The following is a 19,647-nucleotide window of genomic DNA, read 5'->3' as shown; positions in this document are numbered from 1 at the left end:
CGCACAACAAGCCGACAACCCGACTTTATAATCAATGGCGATCTTTCCCTTGCCGCGCGGAGGGCCGTCAGAGCAGACCGAGTTCCCGTGCCCGGCGCACCGCGTCGTGGCGGCGGTTGACCCCGAGCTTGCGGTAGGCGCTCTTGAGGTGGGTCTTGACCGTGTTCACCGACACATAGAGATCGGCCCCGATCTCCTCGGTGGACATCATCATCGCCAGCCGTCGCAGCACATCGCGCTCGCGTCCGCTGAGCTCCTCCACGACCACCGCGGGCGCCTCCTCGGCGGGCGGCGGGGGCGCGCCGGGGGTGAGCCAGCCGCCGGCCAGCTCCTGGAGGGGGCCGGTGCGCAGGAGGGGCCGGAGCCAGGAGCCGGTCTCCAGGAACGGCCGGCGCAGCCGGTCGCGGCGCGCCTCGCGCAGGGCCCGGGCGACGAGCCGGCGCGCGGCGGCGGGATCGCCGGTCCGCTCGGCGGCCCGGGCCCGCACCAGCGTGGCCCGGACGGTCACCGCGGGCCCGCAGTGCTCCTCGGGGCGCGTCCGGTCGAGCAGGTCGACGGCCTCGCCGGGCTCCCCCGCGGCCAGCCGGGCCCGCGCCTCCTCCACCGCGCAGGCGACCTGGTCCTCGGGCACCTCGCGCAGCAGGCGTACGGCGGCCTCGGGCCGGCCCTCCGCGAGATGGGCGGCGGAGGCGACCAGCGCCGACTGGCCCGCCGCCCAGGGCGAGACGACCTCGGCGGTGACGGCCGGCTCCACCGCGTCGAGCGCGCCCCGGGTGTCGCCGCGGGCCAGGTGCAGCCGGGCGGTGGCGAGGGCGCGGCCGGCCTCCCTCACCGGGTCGCGCAGGGCCGGGTGCGACTCGGCCGCCGCGTCGAGGAGGGCCTGCGCCTCGTTCAGCTCGTTGCGGTCGACGGCCACCGCGGCCAGGACGAGCAGCCCGATGCCGGAGCCGGCCGACCGGGGCAGTCCGAACCGTTCCGTCTCGGCCATCGCCGCTCGGGCCTTGCGTTCGGCGCGGCCGGCCCAGCCGTCCAGGCAGTCGATCAGGGCCAGCCGGCCGAGGGCGTCCTCGCGCAGCAGCGCCGTCGAGGCCCCGCCGGGGCAGTCGGCGGCAGGGGTGAGGGCGGCCCGCGCCTCCTCGAACCGCCCGGCCCACAGCCGGGTCGAGCCCAGGTGGGTCAGCAGCAGCGCGGTGAGTTCGGGGTGTTTGTCCAGCAGATGGGCGGGGACCCGGCCGCGGACCTTCTCGGCCTCCGCCGCGGCCGCCTCCGCCCGCGCGGGCGAGCCGGTCAGGCGGGCGGCGGAGGCCTCCAGCAGGGCGCAGCTGAGCCGGGCGGCGGCCTCGTCGGGGACGGCGGCACCTCCCGGAGCATCGGCGTCCGTGGCCGTATCCGTGGGCACGGAATCCGCATGCAGGGAATCCGTACGCACGGAGTCCGCATCCGCCGGGCTCGCCGCCCCCCTCTCCGCCAACCCCCGCTGCGCCTCCCGCAGATGAGCCAGGCCGTGTTCCAGATCGCAGCGGGACAGGTCCCGGGCGGCCCGGACGAGTTCCGTCGCCGGGCTGCCGGCCTCGGGGCCCATGTGGGAGAACAGCTCGACGAGATCGTCGGAGCGCAGACCGGTGAAGAGCTGGCCGATCGCGAGGTCGTCGACGAGGGCGCTCGCGGTGAACTCCCAGTCGCCCGCCGCGGCCCCGTGCCCGAGGGTCTCGGTGAGCAGCCCGGACCGCCCGAACCAGTGGGCGGCCCGCAGATGGAGCTCGGGCTCCAGGCCGGGCTCGCGCACCCGCAGATGGGCCCGCAGGATCTCCCCGAACAGCGGGTGCAGGCGGTACCAGGCGTGTCCGAGGTCCTCGACGAACGCGTTCTCCCGGTGCAGCCCGGCCAGGATCGGCTCGGAGTCGCCCCGCTCGGTCAGGGCGTTGGCGAGCTCGGGACAGAGCCGTTCGAGGACGCTGACCCGCAGCAGCAGGTCCTGGACCTCCGGGCTCTGCTGCTTGAGCACCTCCGCGAGCAGGAAGTCGGCGACGGTGCTGCGGTCGGCCTCGAACTCCTTCAGATACGTCTCCGGGTCCGGGCTCTCCTGCGCGGCGAGGGCGCACAGGCGCAGCCCGGCGGCCCAGCCCCGGGTCCGTTCCACGAGGGCGCCCGCCGCGGGCAGGGGCAGGCTCAGCCCGTGCAGCGCGAGCAGTTCGGCCGTCTCCTGCGGGGTGAAGGCCAGCTCCGCGCCCCGGATCTCGGTGAGCTGTCCGGCGGCGCGGTAGCGGTGCAGCGGCAGCAGGGGTTCCGTGCGGGTGACGAGGATCAGGCGCAGACCGCCGCCCGCGTGGTGCAGGACGAACTCCAGCTGCTGGGCGATGTCGGGGTCGCGGACCTGGTCGTACTCGTCGAGGACGAGGGTGACGGGCCGCTCGCGGGCGCTGAGGTCGGCGGCGAGCCGTGCCAGCAGGGTGTGGGTGACCCGGCTGGCGTCCGCGGGGCTGCCCACCCCGGAGGGCGGCGGCACCCCGGCGGCCCGCAGCGCCTGGAGCAGATAGGCCCAGAACATGCCGGGGCCCTGGTCGGCGGCCTCGGTGGTGAACCAGGCGACGCCCGGCTCCTGCTCGGCGGCCCAGTCGGCGACCAGCAGCGTCTTCCCGGCACCGGCGGAGCCGTTCACCATGGTGAGCGGGGTGGCCAGGGCCCGGTCGAGATGCCCCAGCAGCCGCTTGCGGCGCAGGAACGTCGCGGGCCGCGCGGGGATCGCGAACCGTGTCCGCAGGTAGGGATCCCCTTGCGGATCGGCCCCCGCGGCCTTGGGTTCCGCACCGTCTTCCTCGAAACCTGCCATGCGCTCACCGCCCGGTGTCGATCGTGGGTAGCGCTCGCCTCCTCCAGCATCGCAGGGACCGCGCTCCCGCGCAGCGGGAGGAAACCGCAGGTCAGCTGTGCGCCGCGGGGAGCCTGCCGGCGCCGGGCCCGACAGGGGCGGTCCCGGGCGGCCCGGAGGAGGAATCGGTCCAGCCGTCGTGGATTGGCCTTGGCCGACGGCTCCGCCGACCCCCTACCGTCACGGCCATGCGGATGCGAATCGTCGACGCCTTCACCGACCGTCCCTTCGCCGGGAACCCGGCCGGGGTCCTGCTCCTCGACGCCTTCCCGGGCGACGACCGGCTCCAGAACGTGGCCCTGGAGGTCAACCACGCCGAGACGGCCTTCGCCCACCCCCTCCCGCCGGGCGGCGAGGCGGACTGGGCGCTGCGCTGGTTCACCCCCGTCGCCGAGGTCGACCAGTGCGGCCACGCCACCCTGGCCACGGCCCACGTCCTGTTCGGGACGGGCGCCCACAGCGGCCCGGTGCGGTTCGCCACCCGCAGCGGCGTCCTCGTCGCGACCCCGGCCGAGGACGGGGCGATCACCCTGGACTTCCCGACCGCTCCGCTCACCCCGGCCGCCCTGCCGGACGGGGTGGCCGAGGCCCTGGGCGCCGAGCCGCTCACCGCCCTCGACACCGGCCCCCACCTGGGCGATCTGCTGGTCGAGCTGGCCGACGAGAAGACCGTGCACGCCCTGCGGCCGGACCTCAGGGCGCTCGGCGCCCACTCCCGGCGCGGCATCATCGCCACGGCCCGCGCCGAGAACCCCGCCCTCGGCTACGACTTCGTCTCCCGCTGCTTCTTCCCGAACGTCGGCATCGACGAGGACCCGGTCACCGGCAGCGCCCACACCGCGCTGGCCCCGTACTGGAGCGAGCGGCTGGGCCGCACCGCGCTCACCGGTCTCCAGGCCTCGCCCCGCTCCGGCCGGGTCCGCACCGAGCTGCGCGGTGAGCGGACCCTGCTGACCGGCCGCGCGGTGACGGTCATCGAGGGCGAGCTGCTGGCCTGGTGAGCGGCCGGCGGCTCAGGCCGTGGGCAGCCAGGACACCTTCCCGGCCAGCAGCGCGTACCCCACGAACGCGCCGATGTCGAGCAGCGCATGGGCCGCCACCAGCGGCCCCACCCGCCCCCAGCGCCGGTAGAGCAGGACGAACACCACGCCCATCACCATGTTGCCGATGAACCCGCCGATGCCCTGGTAGAGGTGGTACGACCCGCGCAGCACGGCACTGGCCACCAGTGCGGTGCCCGGTGTCCAGCCGAGCTGTCCGAGGCGGCGCAGCAGATAGCCGACCACGATGACCTCTTCGAGGATCGCGTTCTGGAGCGCCGACATGATCAGGACGGGGTACTTCCACCACACGTCCGGCAGCGCCTCGGGGACGACGGTGAGGTTGAAGCCGAGCCCGCGGGCCAGCAGGTAGAAGGCGATGCCGGTGCTGCCGATGACGGCCGCGACGCCGGCGCCGCGCGCCAGGTCCCACCAGGGCCGGGTGCGGTCGAAGCCGAGGGTCCGCAGCCCGCTCTGTCCCTCGCGCACCAGCAGATGCGCGACGAGCGCGACCGGGACCAGCGCCGAGGCGATCCCGAAGAGCTGCCAGGCCAGGTCCAGCCAGGGCCGCCCCGGCGCGGCCGAGGCGTTGAGCGTCGCCGCCTGGTCCTTGAGCCCGCCCGGCTTGGTGACCGAGCCGATGAAACTGATCAGCGCGGACACTCCGCTGGCGCCGAGCGAAAGCCCCAGCACAAGCAGCGTCTCGTCCCGGAAGATCCGCCGAGACGGCCGCTCGTCGTACACCTCGCCCACCCGCACACCCGCTTCCGTTCAAGGGACACCACAGCTTGCCCGATGACTCGGAAGCACGTGGCACCACCCCTGACGTAAGCGCGGGCGGGGCGCATGCCGACCTGAGGGGCGCGGGGAACTGCGCGACCAGCCCCCACCACCCCGCACCCGGCACAGCACCGCGATCAGACCCCCCAGCTCACCCGACCGAAACGACCTCCGGCACCCCCACAGGCCACGTATGCACAGCCTCCCCCGCGTGCATCAGCTCCGCGTAGCGCCGCGTCATCGCGGCCAGCGCCGCGTCCCGCGACAGCCCGGCGTCCACGGCCCGCCGGAACGTCGCCACCTGCCAGGTCGCCCCGTTCACCCGCCGCCGGCACCGCTCCTCGATCACCCCGAGGTAGTAGTCCCGGTCGGCCGCCTCCACCCCCCACGCGTCCAGCCCGGCCTCCGCGAGCGGCAGCAGCTCCTCCCGTACGAGACTGACCGCGTCCACCTCGCCCACTCCCCCGAGCCGCCCGCGCCGCGGCCACTGCAGCCGGGCGTCGATGCCGTACCGGCAGGCGGCGTCGAAGTTGGCCTCGGCCGCCTCGAAGGGCAGCCGGGACCACACCGGCCGCGCGTCCTCGGCGAGGGCGCGGACGACGCCGTAGTAGAAGGCCGCGTTGGCGATCACGTCGGTCACGGTGGGCCCGGCGGGCAGCACCCGGTTCTCCACCCTGAGGTGGGGGACGCCGTCGGCGATGCCGTACACGGGCCGGTTCCAGCGGTAGACGGTCCCGTTGTGCAGGACCAGTTCGGCCAGCGACGGAACCCCGCCCGCCTCCAGCACCTCCAGCGGGTCCTCCGCGTCGCACAGGGGCAGCAGCGCGGGGAAGTAGCGCAGGTTCTCCTCGAACAGCTCGTACGCCGAGCTGATCCACCGTTCCCCGAACCAGGTCCGCGGCCGTACGCCCTGGGCCTGGAGTTCGGGCGGCCGGGTGTCGGTGGCCTGGGTGAACAGCGGGGGCCGGGACTCGCGCCACAGCTCGCGGCCGAACAGGAACGGCGAGTTGGCGCCCACGGCGATCTGCGCGGCGGTGACGGCCTGCGCCGCGTTCCACACGTCGGCGAAGCGGGCCGGGGTGACCTGGAGGTGCAGTTGGACGGAGGTGCAGGCGGCCTCGGGGACGATCGACTTCGAGGTGCACGACAGGTGCTCCACGCCGTCGATGTCGAGGGCGAAGTCCTCGCCCCGGGCGGCCACGATCTGGTCGTTGAGCAGGGTGTAGCGGTCGACGTCGGAAAGATTGGTGGAGACCAGATCGTCACGGTCGAGAGTCGGCAGAATACCGATCATCACGATTCCCGCGTCGACCTCGCCCGCCTTTCGATGGGCATATGCCAGTGACGTACGGAGTTCCTCGGCGAGCCGGTCGAATACCCGCCCGCCCAATCGGTGTGGGGCTATGTTGACTTCCAGGTTGAACATGGCGAGTTCTGTTTGGAAGTCACGGCTCGCGATCCGTTCGAGCACTTCGCCATTCAGCATTTTCGGCAGGCCGTCGGCGCCCGCGAGATTCAGCTCGATCTCGAGCCCCATGAGGTTCTTCGGCCGGTCGAAGCGCTTCTGGGCCAGAAGCCGCTCCAGCCCCGTCAGGCACCTTCGGAGCTTGTCGCGGTACTGCTGCCGATCGGACAGGTCGAACGCGCCCGCCACGACCTTCTCCCCCATGGAAGCGTCCCTCCTCGCGTGGGCGGGCCGGTGCTCCGGCCGCCGGTCTCCCGGGTCAGGTGGGATGATGCCCAGCCCGACCGATCGATAACGTCCCCACCGGCTCCCGCCACCCGCTACTCTGACCGGAAGCGTCCGGACTGACCGGAGGCACATTCACGGGGCAAGCGGCAGGCCGCTCTTTCACTATCTCCCGGAACTCGAACTCGGGAACTCGTGAAAAAATCCGATGAGAATGGGCCGACCATAGCGTGCGCATAACCCGAGGTCATCGCGGCGCCCACCGCTCTGAATCGGGATGATTCACACGTATCGCCGACCGAATGGACTCTTGCCGAGTGTCCCGGGATCGGCTAGACGAAACACAGTCTGAACACGTGTCGTATAAACTCCTCGCACAAGGCGGAGAAGGTGGGCCCCGCGGTCGGAGGAGCCTGTCGTCCAGGTGACGGCGGGCCGCTCGCGCACCCCGGCTGTCCGAAGGCCCCGGCCCCTGCCTCTCCGACCTTCACGAGAGCTAGCTGACAGCGCCGTCCGCCCCCGCCCTCGCGCCACCGCCTGTGAATGAGAGGCGACCCATCATGCCGCTGCACGTCCCTCCGGCTCCCGCGCCCGCCCTGCGCTCCGTCCTCACGGCCCTCGGTTCCCCCACCGCGGTCCGTGAAGCCCGCACTCCGTCCATGCGCTCCGCCCAGGACGAGGCCACCCCCGAACTCCCGCTGCCGCTGCATGTCCTGGACCGGATCACCCCCGAGGGCGTGTCCGCGACGCGACTGGCCGGCTGGCGCTTCCTGATCCGTTGCGGCGACCGGGCCGTGGCAGCGGCCGAGACCCGGCTCACGCCGGACGGCTGGGCGTTCTCCCATTTCTTCGAGGGCCCCTACATCGCCTCCACCGAACGCGCCCTGCGGCAGGCCGAGTCGGCGGCCCAGCCGTACCAGGCGCGACTGCTGTCGGTCCCCGGTCTCTACATGCTCACGCTCTGGCTGCACGGCGACACCGACTCCGACGGCACCACCGGCCATCCCGAGGCGACCGATCTGCTGGTGCCACTGGCCCCGGCGCCGCCCGGCATCGCCGCCCATCGCGCCCACCGCGTCGCCGAGTTGCTCCCCGTGCTGACCCTCCGGGTGACGCCGTCGGCGCCGCCGCCGCTGCTGGGCTCGCCCGCCTGACGCCGTACCGCCCACCCGCGGACCCCGGTCCCCCGTACCCCGGCACCACGGCCCCCGTGCCGGGGTACGGTGCCGTCCGCGGTGTTCGTCCCCGCGTCCCCGTCCGGACTAGCCCTATCCGGCCACTGGAAACCACCCGAAGTGACAGTGCAGTTGAGATGAACCGCCCGCGCGGGTGATGCGTCATGAACCTGTGAGAGGCGGTGCCGCGAAATCCCTGCGGAACGACGTCCGTAGGGCAACACTGGGTTCCGACCGACTTATCACAACGGGGGGCGGCCATGAACGACGTACACGACGCTTCACGCCGCGGGACAGACTCGACCACACTCACCACACACATCACGCCAGAGCGGAAGAACCCACCCATGTGCCAGCACCAGCCGCCGTGCCCGACAGCAACCTCCGCCGACCGGGAGTCCGCCCGGCTCGTGGCGGCCCACCCGGAACAGGGCTGGAGCCTGCTGTGCAACGGCGTCCTGCTCTTCGAGGACACCGGTGAGCTCCTGCCGGACGGCCGGGTCATCGCCCCGCACCGGGTCACGACCGCAGCCTGAGCAGGACCGGACGGCGCGGGACCGCCGTCCGGGGACTTCGAGGGGCCGGACCGCGGCAGGCCGCTGCGAACCGGCCCCGACGCGTGTCCCGGCCCGCTCACTCCTCGTGACGCCCACCTTCCCTTCCGTACGCACGCGTTTTCCGGAAGACTCCTGGAAGTTTCGGCACGGCGCCCGGAACGAGGCGACGGAGGTGGGGGAATGACGGCGGACGGCACGGCATCCGCGGGCCGCGGCAAGGTCACCATCACCGAGATCGCCCGCCGGGCCGGTGTCTCGGTGCCGACCGTCTCCCGGGTCGTCAACGGCCGCTCCGACGTCTCCCCGCGCACCCGGGCCCGCGTCGAGGAACTGCTGCGCGAGCACGGCTACCGCAAGCGTCCCGCCGCCCCCTCCGCGTCCCGCGCGGCCCTGCTCGACCTGGTCTTCAACGACCTCGACAGCCCCTGGGCGGTGGAGATCATCCGGGGGGTCGAGGAGGTCGCCCACGCGGCCGGGGTGGGCACCGTCGTCTCGGCGATCCACGGCCGTTCCGGGGACGCCCGCGAGTGGATGCGCAATCTGCGCGCCCGCGCCTCCGACGGCGTCATCCTGGTCACCTCGGCCCTGGAACCCACACTGCACGAGCAGTTGCGCATCCTGAACGTCCCGCTGGTGATCGTCGACCCGATGGGCTCCCCTGCCCTCGACACCCCGACGATCGGCGCCGCCAACTGGTCCGGCGGGCTCGTCGCCACCCAGCATCTGCTGGCCCTGGGCCACCGCCGTATCGGCCTGATCGCGGGCCCGCCCCGGCTGCTGTGCTCCCGCGCCCGCCACGACGGCTACCGCGCCGCCCTGGAGGCGGCCGGCCTCTCCGTCGACGAAACCCTCGTCGTCCCCGGCGACTTCCACCCCGAGTCGGGCTTCACCGGCTGTACGGCCCTCCTCGACCTGCCCGAGCCGCCCACCGCGCTCTTCGCCGCCAGTGACCAGATGGCCCTCGGCGCGATCGAGGCGCTGCGCCGGCGCGGACTGCGCGTCCCGGAGGACATGAGCGTGGTCGGTTTCGACGACCTCCCCGAGGTCCGCTGGTCGGCACCGCCGCTGACCACCGTCCGCCAGCCCCTCGCCGACATGGGCAAGCTGGCCGTCCGCACGGTCCTGCGGCTGGCCCGCGGCGAGCACCCCGACTCGCCGCGGGTGGAACTGGGCACCGAACTGGTGGTCCGGTCGAGCACCGCACCACCCCGGAGCGCTAGCTGAGCGCCTCACGGATCGCGGTGTACGCCGGCTTCGGCGCGAGCTGCTCGTCCCAGGGCAGGGCGGCCCCCTGGCCGGGGAAGAAGGCCGGGATCCAGGAGTACTTGTCGGTGTAGTCCCAGATGGTGATGCCGACGCACCGCCGCACCGCGAGGCAGGCCTCGGTCAGATCGGCGTACCACTCGGCCTGCTGGGCCAGCTTCTCCTCGGTCGCGGGCAGCAGCATGCGGATGTCGACCTCGGTGAGCGCGGTGTCGAGGCGGAGGCGGGCGAAGCGGCGGAGGTTGTCCTCCAGGGTGGCCGGATAGCCGTACTGGAGCGCGAGATGGGCCTGGAGGCCGATGCCGTGCAGCGGGACGCCCTGGGCCTTCAGCTCCTGGGCCAGGCGGTAGTAGGCGTCGCTCTTCGGGCCGACGGCCTCGATGTTGTAGTCGTTGAGGTACAGCTTGGCCCTGGGGTCGGCCTGGTGGGCCCAGCGCAGGGCGTCGGCGATGTAGCCGGGGCCGAGGGTCTTGTAGAAGACGGTCTCGCGGTAGGTGCCGTCCTCGTTGAACGCCTCGTTGACGACGTCCCAGGCGTAGACCTTGCCCCGGTAGTGGCGCACCTCGGTCTGGATGTGGTTCTTCAGGACGGCGCGCAGCTCGTCGGCCGTCCACTCCCGGCTCGTGAGCCAGCCGGGCAGCTGGCTGTGCCAGACGAGGGTGTGGGCCCGTACCTTCTGGTGGTTCGCGCGGGCGAGGTTCACGATCTCGTCGCCGTTGGTCCAGTCGAAGACGCCCTGCTGCGGCTCGGTGGCGTACCACTTCATGCCGTTGCCGGGGGTGATCATGTCGAACTCGTCGCCGAGGATCCGGGTGTAGGCGGTGTCGGTGAGTTCGGGGTTGTCGGTGGCGCTGCCGAAGTAGCGGCCGTGGCGCTGGGCCAGGTCCGCGAGGGTGGTCCGGGGCTTGTCGTGGGCCTGGGCGGCGGGCCCGCCGGCGATCCCGGCGGCGACCAGGACGGCGGCGAGCGCTCCGGCGAGTCTCAGCCGGGTGCGGACGGTGCGGGACATGGTGCGACTCCTCACGGTCGGTGGGGCGTGGGCAGGCGCGGGCAGGGCCGGGCGCGGGTCATCCCTTCGTCGCGCCGGCGGTGAGACCGCCGACGAGCTGCCGCTCGGCGACGGAGTAGAAGGCCAGGGCGGGAACCATGGCGAGGACGAGATAGGCGAAGATCCGGGCGTACTCGGACGAGTACTGGCCCTGGAACTGCTGCACACCGACCGGGAGCGTCCACCAGGACGGCTCGTTGAAGACCAGCAGCGGCAGCAGGAAGTTGTTCCAGCTGGCGACGACGGCGAGCACGGAGACCGTGCCCAGCGCGGGCCGGGCCATCGGCAGCAGGATCCGCCAGAAGAAGCCGAGCGGCCCGCAGCCGTCGAGGGTCGCCGCCTCCTCCAGCTCGGCCGGTATCGCGCGGAAGAAGCCGCGCAGGATGACGATCGTCATCGGCACCCCGAAGGCGGCCTGGGGCAGGATCACCCCGAGCGGGTTGTCCAGCAGGTCCAGCGAGCGCAGCAGCAGGAACAGCGGCAGGACCGCCACCGCGAACGGGAACATCAGCCCCATCGTGAACAGCGTGAACAGCAGTTCGCGGCCGCGGAAGGCGAACCGGGCGAAGGAGAACGCGGCGAGCGCGGACACCGCGACCACCACCACCGTCGTCCCGACCGCGATCACCGTGCTGGAGCCGAGCAGTTGCCAGAAGGAGCCCGAGCCGAGGATGTCGGTGTAGTTGGAGGTGACCCACGGGTCGGGCAGTCCGAAGGGGTTGCGGGAGAGCTGGTCGGTCGACTTGAAGCCGGACAGCACGGCGTACAGCAGCGGTACGGCCATCACGGCGCCGACGACCACCAGCGCCGCGTGCACGGGAAGGGTCCGGCCTCGTCTGCGGACGCTCACGAGCCGCCTCCTCGCATGGTCGTGGTGGCGCCCTCCAGGTCACGGCGGAGCACGAACCGCTGGTAGGCCAGGGCGAAAACGAGGCTGATGCCGAAGATGACCACGCTGATCGCGCTGGCGTAGCCGACCTGGTAGCGCTTGAAGCCGTACTGGAACATGGTCACGGCCATCGTCTCGGAGTGGTGGTCGGGGCCGCCGGCGGTGACGATCCACACGAGGTCGAAGAGCTGGATGGAGCCGATCACCGACAGGAAGACGCTGATCCTCAGGGTGGGGGCGAGCAGCGGCAGGGTGACACTGCGGAACCGCTGCCACGGCCCGGCCCCGTCGATCAGCGCGGCCTCGGTCAACTCGGCCGGGATGGACTGGAGTCCGGCGAGGTAGAGCATCATGTGGAAGCCGAAGTACTTCCAGGTCATGACCAGGAACAGGGTGGCCATCACGGTGGAGGGGTCGGCGAACCACTGCCCTCCGATCCCGTCCAGGCCGACCGCGCCCAGCAGATGGTCGGCCAGTCCGTCGTCCGGGGCGAAGATCATGCTGAACAGCACGCCGGTGATCGCCTCGGAGAGGATGTACGGCGCGAAGAACAGCATGCGGTAGACGGCCCGCCCGCGGATGCGCTGGTTGAGGGCGACGGCGAGGGCGAGCGCGAACGGCAGCTGGAGCAGCAGCGAGAGCCCGACCAGGACGAGGCAGCGCCACAGGTCGCCGAGGAACACCGGGTCCTGGAAGAGGCGGGTGAAGTTGTCGCCGCCGATGAAGTCCTCGGGCATCCCGAAGCCGCCCCACCGGAAGAACGCGGCGTACAGCGCGAACAGCATCGGCAGCAGCACGAGGGTGCCGAACAGCACCAGGGCGGGCACCTGGAAGCCGACGGCGGTGAGCCAGTGCAGCACCCGGCGCCGGGTCCGGCCGGCGGCCGCGGGGAGGGGCGGCGGCCGGCCGGTGTCCGGGGCGCTGCGCTTGTCCGGGAGGTAGGTCGAGGCCATCCGGCTACTGCTCTTCCTTGGCGACCTTGGTGATCGACTCGGTGACCTGCTGGGGGGACTTGGATCCGGCGATGAGTCCGGCGACGCTGTCGTTGACCTCCTGGCCGACGGCGGGCGCGTACGCTTGGTCGAGATAGAGCTGGAAGCCGGTGGCGGCCTTCAGCTGGGCCTGTACGGCGGACAGGTTGGGGTCGGTGAGGGCGCTCTCGGCGGCCGGTACGACGGGCAGCACACCGGTCTTCCTGACCAGCTCGGTGTCGGTGGTGGCCGAGGCGAAGAACTTCAGGAAGTCGACGGCCGCCTGCGGGGCGCCCTTGCGCAGGGCGTGTCCGCCGCCGCCGCCGAAGACCTCGGTGATCGCGCCCTGGCCGCCGTCGACCGCGGGGAACGGGAAGAAGCCGAGGTCGGCGCCGAGCCCCTTGCCCGCGTCGGCCTCGACCACCGGCGCCCACTGGCCCATCAGCTCCATGGCCGCCTTGCCGTTGCCCATGGTGGCGGCCTGGCCGGTGGGGGTGCTGTAGGCGGCGCCGAGGAAGCCCTTCTGGAACGGCTGGAGGTCGACCAGGTCCTGGAGATGCTGACCCGCCTGGACGAATCCGTCGCCGGTGAAGTCCTTGTCGTCGTTCGCCTTGCGCAGGGCGTCGATCCCGGCGGTGCGCATGGCGAGGTAGGCCCAGTAGTACATGCCCGGCCACTTCTCCTTGCCGGCCAGGGCGAGGGGGGTGGTCCCGGCGGCCTTCAGCTTCCTCACGGCGTCGAGGAAGCCGCTCCAGGTGGTGGGGGGAGCGGTGAGGCCGGCCTGCTTGAAGAGCGCCTTGTTGTACCAGAAGCCGATCATGCCGATGTCGAAGGGGATGCCGTAGACCTTCTTGTCGAAGAGGTACGGCTCGCGGGCGACGGAGAGCAGTCCGTCGCCCCACCCCTTGCTCTTGTCGGTGAGGTCCTCGACGAGCCCGGCGTCGATCTGCTGCCGGAGGACGCCGCCGCCCCAGGTGTGGAAGATGTCGGGGAGCTTCCCGGAGGCGGTCAGCGCGGTCATCTTCGATTTGTAGGGGTCGTTCTCCAGCTGGACGATCTTGATCTTCACCTTGGGGTTCTGTGCCTCGAACCGCTTGGCGAGTCCGGCCCAGACGTCCTTGGTGGGCTGGGTGGTGGAGATGTTCCACCACTCGATCGTGGTCGTCCCCGACGACCCCCCGTCCGAGTCGCCGCCGCAGCCGCTCAGTGCCGTCATGCTCACCCCGGCCGCGGCGGAGGCCGCCAGGAAGCCGCGGCGGGACAGTGCCGGGTCGCCCATCATGCGCTCCTTCGGTAGATCTTTGGAGAGATCGAAAGTTTCGAACCAGATCCAGAAAGCTTCGCTGCTGCCGCACCCTAGAGACACCCTCCGACAGGTGGCAACCCCCTGAACACAGGGAATCCTGGCATCTGTTCACGCACCGAAGACCGATGCGGGCCACGAGGCCTCCGAAACATTCGGACCTGGCAGCGAACCTTACGGAGAGGTCTTAACGGAAGCTTGACGCCATCCGGCCCATGATCCGCGGGCCTGTGCGTCACTCTCCGCTTACGCTGAAGCCGCCGTCCGCGCGATGGCCGAAACCCCACGCCGGACCCGCCCCCAGGAGCACACGTATGGCCACCACCGAGCAGCCTCCCCCCGGTCGCCTGCGCGCCTGGATGCTGGAGGGCCTCTCCGACATGGGCAAGGGCCATGCGCAGCAGGGCCGGGAGGCCGAGGCCGAGCCCCAGCACAAGGGCCAGCCCTGGTACCGGGTGATGTGCCTGACGGGCGTCGACTACTTCTCGACCCTGGGCTACCAGCCCGGCATCGCCGCGCTCGCGGCCGGTCTGCTGTCACCCATCGCGACCATCGTGCTGGTGATCGTCACCCTGGCCGGCGCGCTGCCGGTCTACCGGCGCGTGGCCGACGAGAGCCCCCACGGCGAGGGCTCGATCGCGATGCTGGAGCGGCTGCTGTCCTTCTGGCAGGGCAAGTTGTTCGTGCTGACGCTGCTGGGCTTCGCCGCCACCGACTTCCTGATCACCATCACCCTGTCGGCCGCCGACGCCGCCACCCACCTGGTGGAGAACCCCCATCTGACCAGCGCCCTGCACGACAAGCAGATGATCATCACCCTGGCGCTCGTCGCATTGCTCGGCGCGGTGTTCCTGAAGGGCTTCCTGGAGGCCATCGGCGTCGCGGTGGCCCTGGTCGGCGTCTATCTCGCGCTGAACGTCGTGGTCGTGATCGTCGGCTTCTGGCACGTGGTGACCGCGGGCCATGTCGTCACCGACTGGGCCGACGCCCTGACGGCCGAGCACGGCAATGTCGTCGCGATGGTCGGGGTGGCCCTGATCGTCTTCCCCAAGCTCGCGCTCGGCCTGTCCGGCTTCGAGACCGGAGTCGCGGTCATGCCGCATGTGAAGGGCGACGCCGCCGACACGGAGGAGACCCCCACCGGCCGGATCCGGGACACCAAGAAGCTGCTCACCATCGCCGCCCTGATCATGAGCGTCTTCCTGATCGCGACCAGCTTCATCACCACACTGCTGATCCCGGAGAAGGAGTTCGAACCCGGCGGCCAGGCCAACGGCCGCGCCCTCGCCTATCTCGCCCACGAGTACCTGGGCAGCGCCTTCGGCACGGTCTACGACATCTCGACCATCGCGATCCTCTGGTTCGCCGGGGCCTCCGCGATGGCCGGGCTGCTCAACCTGATGCCCCGCTACCTGCCGCGCTACGGCATGGCCCCGCACTGGGCGCGCGCGGTCCGCCCGATGGTCATCGTCTTCATCCTGGTCGCCTTCCTGGTCACCTGGATCTTCGACGCCGACGTCGACGCCCAGGGCGGCGCCTACGCCACGGGCGTCCTGGTGCTCATCAGCTCCGCCGCCATCGCCGTGACCATCGCCGCCCACAAGGCCGGACAGCGCCGGTGGACCGTCGGCTTCGCGGTCATCTCGGCCGTGTTCCTGTACACCACGGTCGTCAATGTCATCGAGCGTCCCGACGGTGTGAAGATCGGCGCCTGCTTCATCGCCGGCATCATCCTCGTCTCCCTCCTCTCCCGGCTGGCCCGCGCCTTCGAGCTGCGCGTGACGAGCGTGACCCTCGACCCGATGGCGGAACGTTTCATCCGGGACATGGCCAGCCGGAAACTGCGGTTCATCGCCAACGAGCCCGACCAGCGCGACAAGGCCGAGTACCGCGACAAGATCGAGCAGATCCGCGAGGACAACGACCTGCCCGGCGAGGACTTCGTCTTCGTCGAGGTGACGGTCCTCGACCCCTCCGAGTTCGAGGCGGGCCTGACGGTCCGCGGCGAGGTGCTGCACAACCGCTACCGGGTGCTCACCCTGGAGTCCTCCTCCATCCCGAACGCCCTGGCCGCCCTGCTGCTGCACACCCGCGACACCACCGGCTGCATCCCGCACATCTACTTCGAGTGGACCGAGGGCAACCCGTTCGCCAACTTCCTGCGCTTCTTCCTGTTCGGCCAGGGCGAGGTCGCCCCCGTCACCCGTGAGGTCCTGCGCGAGGCCGAGCCGGACCGCTCGCGCCGGCCCCGGGTCCACACCGGCTGAGACCCCCGGGGAACCGCGGCCCTATCGTGACCCCCATGCAGAGCTACACCATCGGACAGGCAGCCCGGCTGCTCGGAGTGAGCCCCGACACCGCGCGCCGCTGGGCGGACGCCGGCCGGGTGGCGACCCACCGGGACGAGGGCGGACGGCGCCTCATCGACGGCAAGGACCTCGCCGCGTTCTCGGTCTCCCTCGCCCGCACGGACACCGCCGACGAGGACGCCCCGTACACCTCGGTCCGCAACGCCTTCCCCGGCATCGTCACCGCGATCAAGCTCGGCGACGTCGCCGCCCAGGTGGAGATCCAGGCCGGCCCGCACCGGCTGGTCTCCCTGCTGACCCGGGAAGCCGTCGAGGAGCTGGGCCTGGAGGTCGGCATGGAGGCCACCGCCCGCGTGAAGTCCACGAACGTGCACATCGACCGCGTCTGAACCGCGGCGGGACGGCACCTCCGTACGAACGCACATGCGTGCCACTCACGGCGATCACCCCGGATTATGCGAAGCCCCAGAAGACGCATGCCTTGCACATGCGGCATCATCATGATGTTGGGCCGTTCGAGGGAACGCCGAAACCGAGGAGTACACCGTGATGACCCGTACCGAGCGCCGTACCCGCCGCGCCGCGCAGGTGACCGGCGTGGGAGTCGCCGCGCTGCTGGCCCTGAGCGCCTGCTCCTCCGACGACTCCGGCGACGCGTCGGCCACGTCCGGCGCCTCGACGTCCGCCTCCGCCTCCGCGAAGCTCTCCGGCACGGTCACGGTCTTCGCGGCCGCCTCGCTGAAGGAGAGCTTCACCTCGCTCGGCCAGGAGTTCGAGAAGGCGCACCCGGGCACGAAGGTCACCTTCAACTTCGGCGGCAGCGACACCCTGGCCGCGAGCATCACGGGCGGCGCCCCGGCCGATGTGTTCGCCTCCGCCAGCCCCAAGACCATGGCGATCGTGACCGACGCCAAGGACAACGCCACCGAGCCTGTCACCTTCGTGCGCAACCAGCTGGAGATCGCGACCCTGCCGGGCAACCCCGACAAGGTCTCCTCCCTCAAGGACCTCACCAAGTCCGGGCTCAAGGTCGTGCTGTGCGACAAGGAGGTGCCCTGCGGCGCCGCCGCCCAGAAGGCGCTGGAGGCCAGCAGCCTCAAGCTCACCCCGGTCTCCTACGAGCAGGACGTCAAGGCCGCCCTGACGAAGGTCGAGCTGAAGGAGGCGGACGCGGCCGTCGTCTACAAGACCGATGTGCACGCCGCGGGTGACAAGGTGGAGGGCGTGGAGTTCCCCGAGTCCGCCGACGCCATCAACGACTACCCGATCGCCCTGCTGAAGGACGCCCCCAACGCCGAGGCCGCCAAGGCCTTCATCGCACTGGTCCGCTCCGCCGACGGACAGAAGGTCCTCACCGAGGCCGGGTTCCTCCAGCCGTGACCCCACCCGTGAAGCAGGCCGCCGCGGACGCCCTGGAGGGCGGCCCGCGGCGCGCCCGCGTCCGCACGGGCGTCCCGCTCGCCCTGCTGCTGCCCGCCCTGCTCGGCCTCGCCTTCCTGCTCCTGCCGCTGGTCGCGCTCCTCGTCCGGGCGCCCTGGCACACCCTGCCCGAGCAGCTCACCAGCGCCGAGGTCTGGCAGGCCCTGCGGCTGTCGCTGGTCTGCGCCACGGCGGCGACCGCGGTGAGCCTGGTGATCGGGGTGCCACTGGCCTGGCTGCTGGCGCGCACCGACTTCCCCGGCCGCGGCCTGGTCCGCGCCCTGGTGACCCTGCCGCTGGTCCTGCCCCCGGTGGTGGGCGGTGTGGCCCTGCTGCTGGCCCTCGGCCGCAACGGCGTGATCGGCCAGTGGCTGGACTCCTGGTTCGGCGTCACGCTCCCCTTCACCACGGCCGGGGTGGTCGTCGCGGAGACGTTCGTGGCGATGCCGTTCCTGGTCATCAGCGTCGAGGGCACGCTCCGGGCGGCCGACCCGAGCTACGAGGAGGCCGCCACCACCCTCGGCGCCTCCCGCTTCACCGCCTTCCGCCGGGTCACGCTCCCCCTGATCGCGCCGGGCATCGCGGCCGGCGCCGTGCTCGCCTGGGCCCGCGCCCTCGGCGAGTTCGGGGCGACCATCACCTTCGCGGGCAACTTCCCGGGGCGCACCCAGACCATGCCGCTCGCCGTCTATCTGGCCCTGCAGAGCGATCCGGAGGCGGCCATCGCCCTCAGTCTGGTGCTGCTCGCCGTGTCGATCGCCGTCCTCGCCGGGCTGCGCGACCGCTGGATGACCGCGTCATGACCACGCTCGGCAAGGACACCGCCGTGTCACCGGCCCTGTCCGGCGAGGGCCTCGACGCCCGCCTCGTCGTCGACCGCGGCTCCTTCCGTCTCGACGTCGCCCTGACCGCCGCCCCCGGCGACGTCGTGGCGCTGCTCGGGCCCAACGGCGCCGGCAAGACCACCGCCCTGCGCGCCCTCGCCGGTCTCGTCCCGCTCACCGGCGGGCACCTCCGCCTGGACGGCACGGCCCTGGAGCGCACCCCGCCCGAGGCCCGCCCGGTCGGCGTGGTCTTCCAGGACTATCTGCTGTTCCCGCACCTCAGCGCCCTGGACAATGTCGCGTTCGGACCGCGCTGCCAAGGCGCCACCAAGGCGGAGGCGCGCGCCCAGGCCACCGCGTGGCTGGACCGCATGGGGCTGGCCGCGCACGCCGGCGCCAGGCCCCGCCGGCTCTCCGGCGGCCAGGCCCAGCGTGTCGCCCTGGCCCGCGCCCTCGCCGTCCACCCCCGTCTGCTGCTCCTGGACGAGCCGCTCGCCGCCCTGGACGCCCGCACCCGGCTGGAGGTGCGGGCCCAGCTCCGCCGCCATCTGGCCGAGTTCGAGGCGGTAGCCGTGCTCGTCACGCACGACCCGCTGGACGCCATGGTCCTCGCGGACCGCCTGGTCGTCGTCGAGGAGGGCCTGGTCGTCCAGGAGGGCACCCCGGCGGACATCGCCCGCCGTCCGCGCACGGACTACATCGCCCAGCTGGTCGGTCTGAACCTCTACCGCGGCCACGCCGACGGCCATGCCGTGCGCCTGGACACCGGCCCGGCCATCACCACCACGGAGATCCTCTCCGGGCCGGTGTTCGTCGCGTTCCCGCCGAGCGCGGTCACCCTCCACCGCGACCGCCCCACGGGCTCCAGCGCCCGCAACCTCTGGCGGTGCGAGGTCGCGGGCCTGGAGACCCACGGCGACCAGATCCGGGCCGCCCTCACGGGCGAACTCCCGCTCGCCGCCGACCTCACGACCGTCGCCGCGGCCGAGCTGGATCTGCACCCGGGCACGGCGGTCTGGGCGACAGTCAAAGCGGCACAGACTCACGCATACCCGGCATGAGGGACTCGGGGCCCTACCGTGGGTTCCCATGACCCTGAGCATCCGCAACCAGCTCCCCGGCACCGTCACCGCCGTCCACCCCGGCGAGGCCATGGCCACCGTCCAGGTCCGTCTGGACGGCGGACAGGACCTCACGGCAGCCATCACCCTGGACGCCGTACAGGACCTCGGCCTCACCCCCGGCACCGCCGTCCGCGCCCTGGTGAAGTCGACGGAGGTCTCCCTCGCCACGCACCACGTCGAGGGCCTCTCGATCCGCAACCAGGTCCCGGGTGCCATCACCGGCCTGACGACCGGCACGGTCATGGCCGTCGTCAGGGTCTCCGTGGCCGGCGGTGAGCTCACGGCGGCGATCACCAAGGACGCGGCCACCGACCTCGGGCTCTTCGTGGGCTCCGACGTCGTCGCCCTGATCAAGGCCACCGAGGTCTCCCTGGCGACGGCCTGAG

General features: G+C 71.9%; 17 protein-coding genes. 10 read left to right on the top strand and 7 right to left on the bottom strand.

Annotated elements, in window-relative coordinates; all coding sequences use genetic code 11:
• Positions 1-67: 67 nt before the first annotated feature.
• Positions 68-2,830, bottom strand: a complete 2,763-nt coding sequence (locus tag ABZ490_RS25320; RefSeq protein WP_358994023.1) for a LuxR C-terminal-related transcriptional regulator — start codon at positions 2,828-2,830, stop codon at positions 68-70.
• Positions 2,831-3,057: 227 nt separating this feature from the next.
• On the opposite strand from ABZ490_RS25320, the gene ABZ490_RS25315 reads away from it, so the two are divergent.
• Positions 3,058-3,870, top strand: coding sequence for a PhzF family phenazine biosynthesis protein (locus tag ABZ490_RS25315; protein WP_358994021.1), 813 nt, complete (start codon positions 3,058-3,060; stop codon positions 3,868-3,870).
• A 12-nt stretch (positions 3,871-3,882) separates the two neighbouring features.
• Here the strand turns inward: ABZ490_RS25315 and ABZ490_RS25310 are convergent, their stop codons facing one another.
• Positions 3,883-4,662: a CPBP family intramembrane glutamic endopeptidase gene (locus tag ABZ490_RS25310; RefSeq protein ID WP_358994365.1), complete on the bottom strand. Its 780-nt coding sequence runs from the start codon at positions 4,660-4,662 to the stop codon at positions 3,883-3,885.
• 178 nt (positions 4,663-4,840) lie between these two features.
• Positions 4,841-6,358 (bottom strand): glutamate--cysteine ligase, encoded by a 1,518-nt coding sequence (locus tag ABZ490_RS25305; protein ID WP_358994018.1) that lies wholly within the window; start codon positions 6,356-6,358, stop codon positions 4,841-4,843.
• A 581-nt stretch (positions 6,359-6,939) separates the two neighbouring features.
• Between ABZ490_RS25305 and ABZ490_RS25300 the strand changes: the two genes are divergently transcribed.
• From ABZ490_RS25300 to ABZ490_RS25290, 3 genes are all read left to right on the top strand, one after another.
• Entirely contained in the window at positions 6,940-7,533 is a 594-nt protein-coding gene (locus ABZ490_RS25300; RefSeq protein WP_358994015.1) for a hypothetical protein, read from the top strand.
• Between the two features lie 368 nt (positions 7,534-7,901).
• Positions 7,902-8,090, top strand: coding sequence for a DUF5999 family protein (locus tag ABZ490_RS25295; protein ID WP_358994012.1), 189 nt, complete (start codon positions 7,902-7,904; stop codon positions 8,088-8,090).
• 201 nt (positions 8,091-8,291) lie between these two features.
• A complete protein-coding gene (locus ABZ490_RS25290) occupies positions 8,292-9,335 on the top strand; it encodes a LacI family DNA-binding transcriptional regulator (protein ID WP_358994009.1) in 1,044 nt (347 codons plus the stop codon).
• On the opposite strand, the gene ABZ490_RS25285 is transcribed toward ABZ490_RS25290, so the two are convergent.
• From ABZ490_RS25285 to ABZ490_RS25270, 4 genes are read right to left on the bottom strand one after another with little or no spacing between them, the layout of a single operon-like run.
• Positions 9,328-10,383: an endo-1,4-beta-xylanase gene (locus ABZ490_RS25285; protein WP_358994007.1), complete on the bottom strand. Its 1,056-nt coding sequence runs from the start codon at positions 10,381-10,383 to the stop codon at positions 9,328-9,330. The two genes, ABZ490_RS25290 and ABZ490_RS25285, sit on opposite strands and share 8 nt — an antisense overlap.
• A gap of 58 nt (positions 10,384-10,441) precedes the next feature.
• Positions 10,442-11,272, bottom strand: coding sequence for a carbohydrate ABC transporter permease (locus tag ABZ490_RS25280; protein ID WP_358994005.1), 831 nt, complete (start codon positions 11,270-11,272; stop codon positions 10,442-10,444).
• Positions 11,269-12,264 carry a sugar ABC transporter permease gene (locus ABZ490_RS25275; RefSeq protein ID WP_358994002.1) on the bottom strand — a complete coding sequence of 332 codons (996 nt, stop codon included), beginning with the start codon at positions 12,262-12,264 and terminating at the stop codon, positions 11,269-11,271. Before ABZ490_RS25275 ends, ABZ490_RS25280 begins: the two co-directional genes overlap by 4 nt.
• Before the next feature lie 4 nt (positions 12,265-12,268).
• Positions 12,269-13,561 (bottom strand): extracellular solute-binding protein, encoded by a 1,293-nt coding sequence (locus ABZ490_RS25270; RefSeq protein WP_358994000.1) that lies wholly within the window; start codon positions 13,559-13,561, stop codon positions 12,269-12,271.
• A gap of 338 nt (positions 13,562-13,899) precedes the next feature.
• Between ABZ490_RS25270 and ABZ490_RS25265 the strand changes: the two genes are divergently transcribed.
• The 6 genes from ABZ490_RS25265 (at position 13,900) to ABZ490_RS25240 (ending at position 19,646) form a co-directional block, all read left to right on the top strand.
• Positions 13,900-15,852 carry an amino acid transporter gene (locus ABZ490_RS25265; RefSeq protein ID WP_358993997.1) on the top strand — a complete coding sequence of 651 codons (1,953 nt, stop codon included), beginning with the start codon at positions 13,900-13,902 and terminating at the stop codon, positions 15,850-15,852.
• A gap of 35 nt (positions 15,853-15,887) precedes the next feature.
• A complete protein-coding gene (locus ABZ490_RS25260) occupies positions 15,888-16,283 on the top strand; it encodes a helix-turn-helix transcriptional regulator (protein ID WP_358993994.1) in 396 nt (131 codons plus the stop codon).
• A gap of 160 nt (positions 16,284-16,443) precedes the next feature.
• A complete protein-coding gene (modA, locus tag ABZ490_RS25255) occupies positions 16,444-17,274 on the top strand; it encodes a molybdate ABC transporter substrate-binding protein (RefSeq protein WP_358993991.1) in 831 nt (276 codons plus the stop codon).
• Entirely contained in the window at positions 17,271-18,116 is an 846-nt protein-coding gene (gene modB, locus ABZ490_RS25250; RefSeq protein WP_358993988.1) for a molybdate ABC transporter permease subunit, read from the top strand. Before modA ends, modB begins: the two co-directional genes overlap by 4 nt.
• Positions 18,113-19,198 carry an ABC transporter ATP-binding protein gene (locus ABZ490_RS25245; protein WP_358993985.1) on the top strand — a complete coding sequence of 362 codons (1,086 nt, stop codon included), beginning with the start codon at positions 18,113-18,115 and terminating at the stop codon, positions 19,196-19,198. Before modB ends, ABZ490_RS25245 begins: the two co-directional genes overlap by 4 nt.
• Positions 19,199-19,226: 28 nt before the next feature.
• Positions 19,227-19,646, top strand: coding sequence for a TOBE domain-containing protein (locus ABZ490_RS25240; RefSeq protein ID WP_358993982.1), 420 nt, complete (start codon positions 19,227-19,229; stop codon positions 19,644-19,646).
• The last annotated feature ends 1 nt before the right edge of the window (position 19,647 follow it).

Source organism: Streptomyces sp. NPDC005811, assembly GCF_040630405.1.
In the GTDB taxonomy this organism is placed as follows: domain Bacteria; phylum Actinomycetota; class Actinomycetes; order Streptomycetales; family Streptomycetaceae; genus Streptomyces.
Note: the sequence above shows the minus strand (reverse complement) of the source record. Positions and strands in the feature narration are given on the sequence as shown.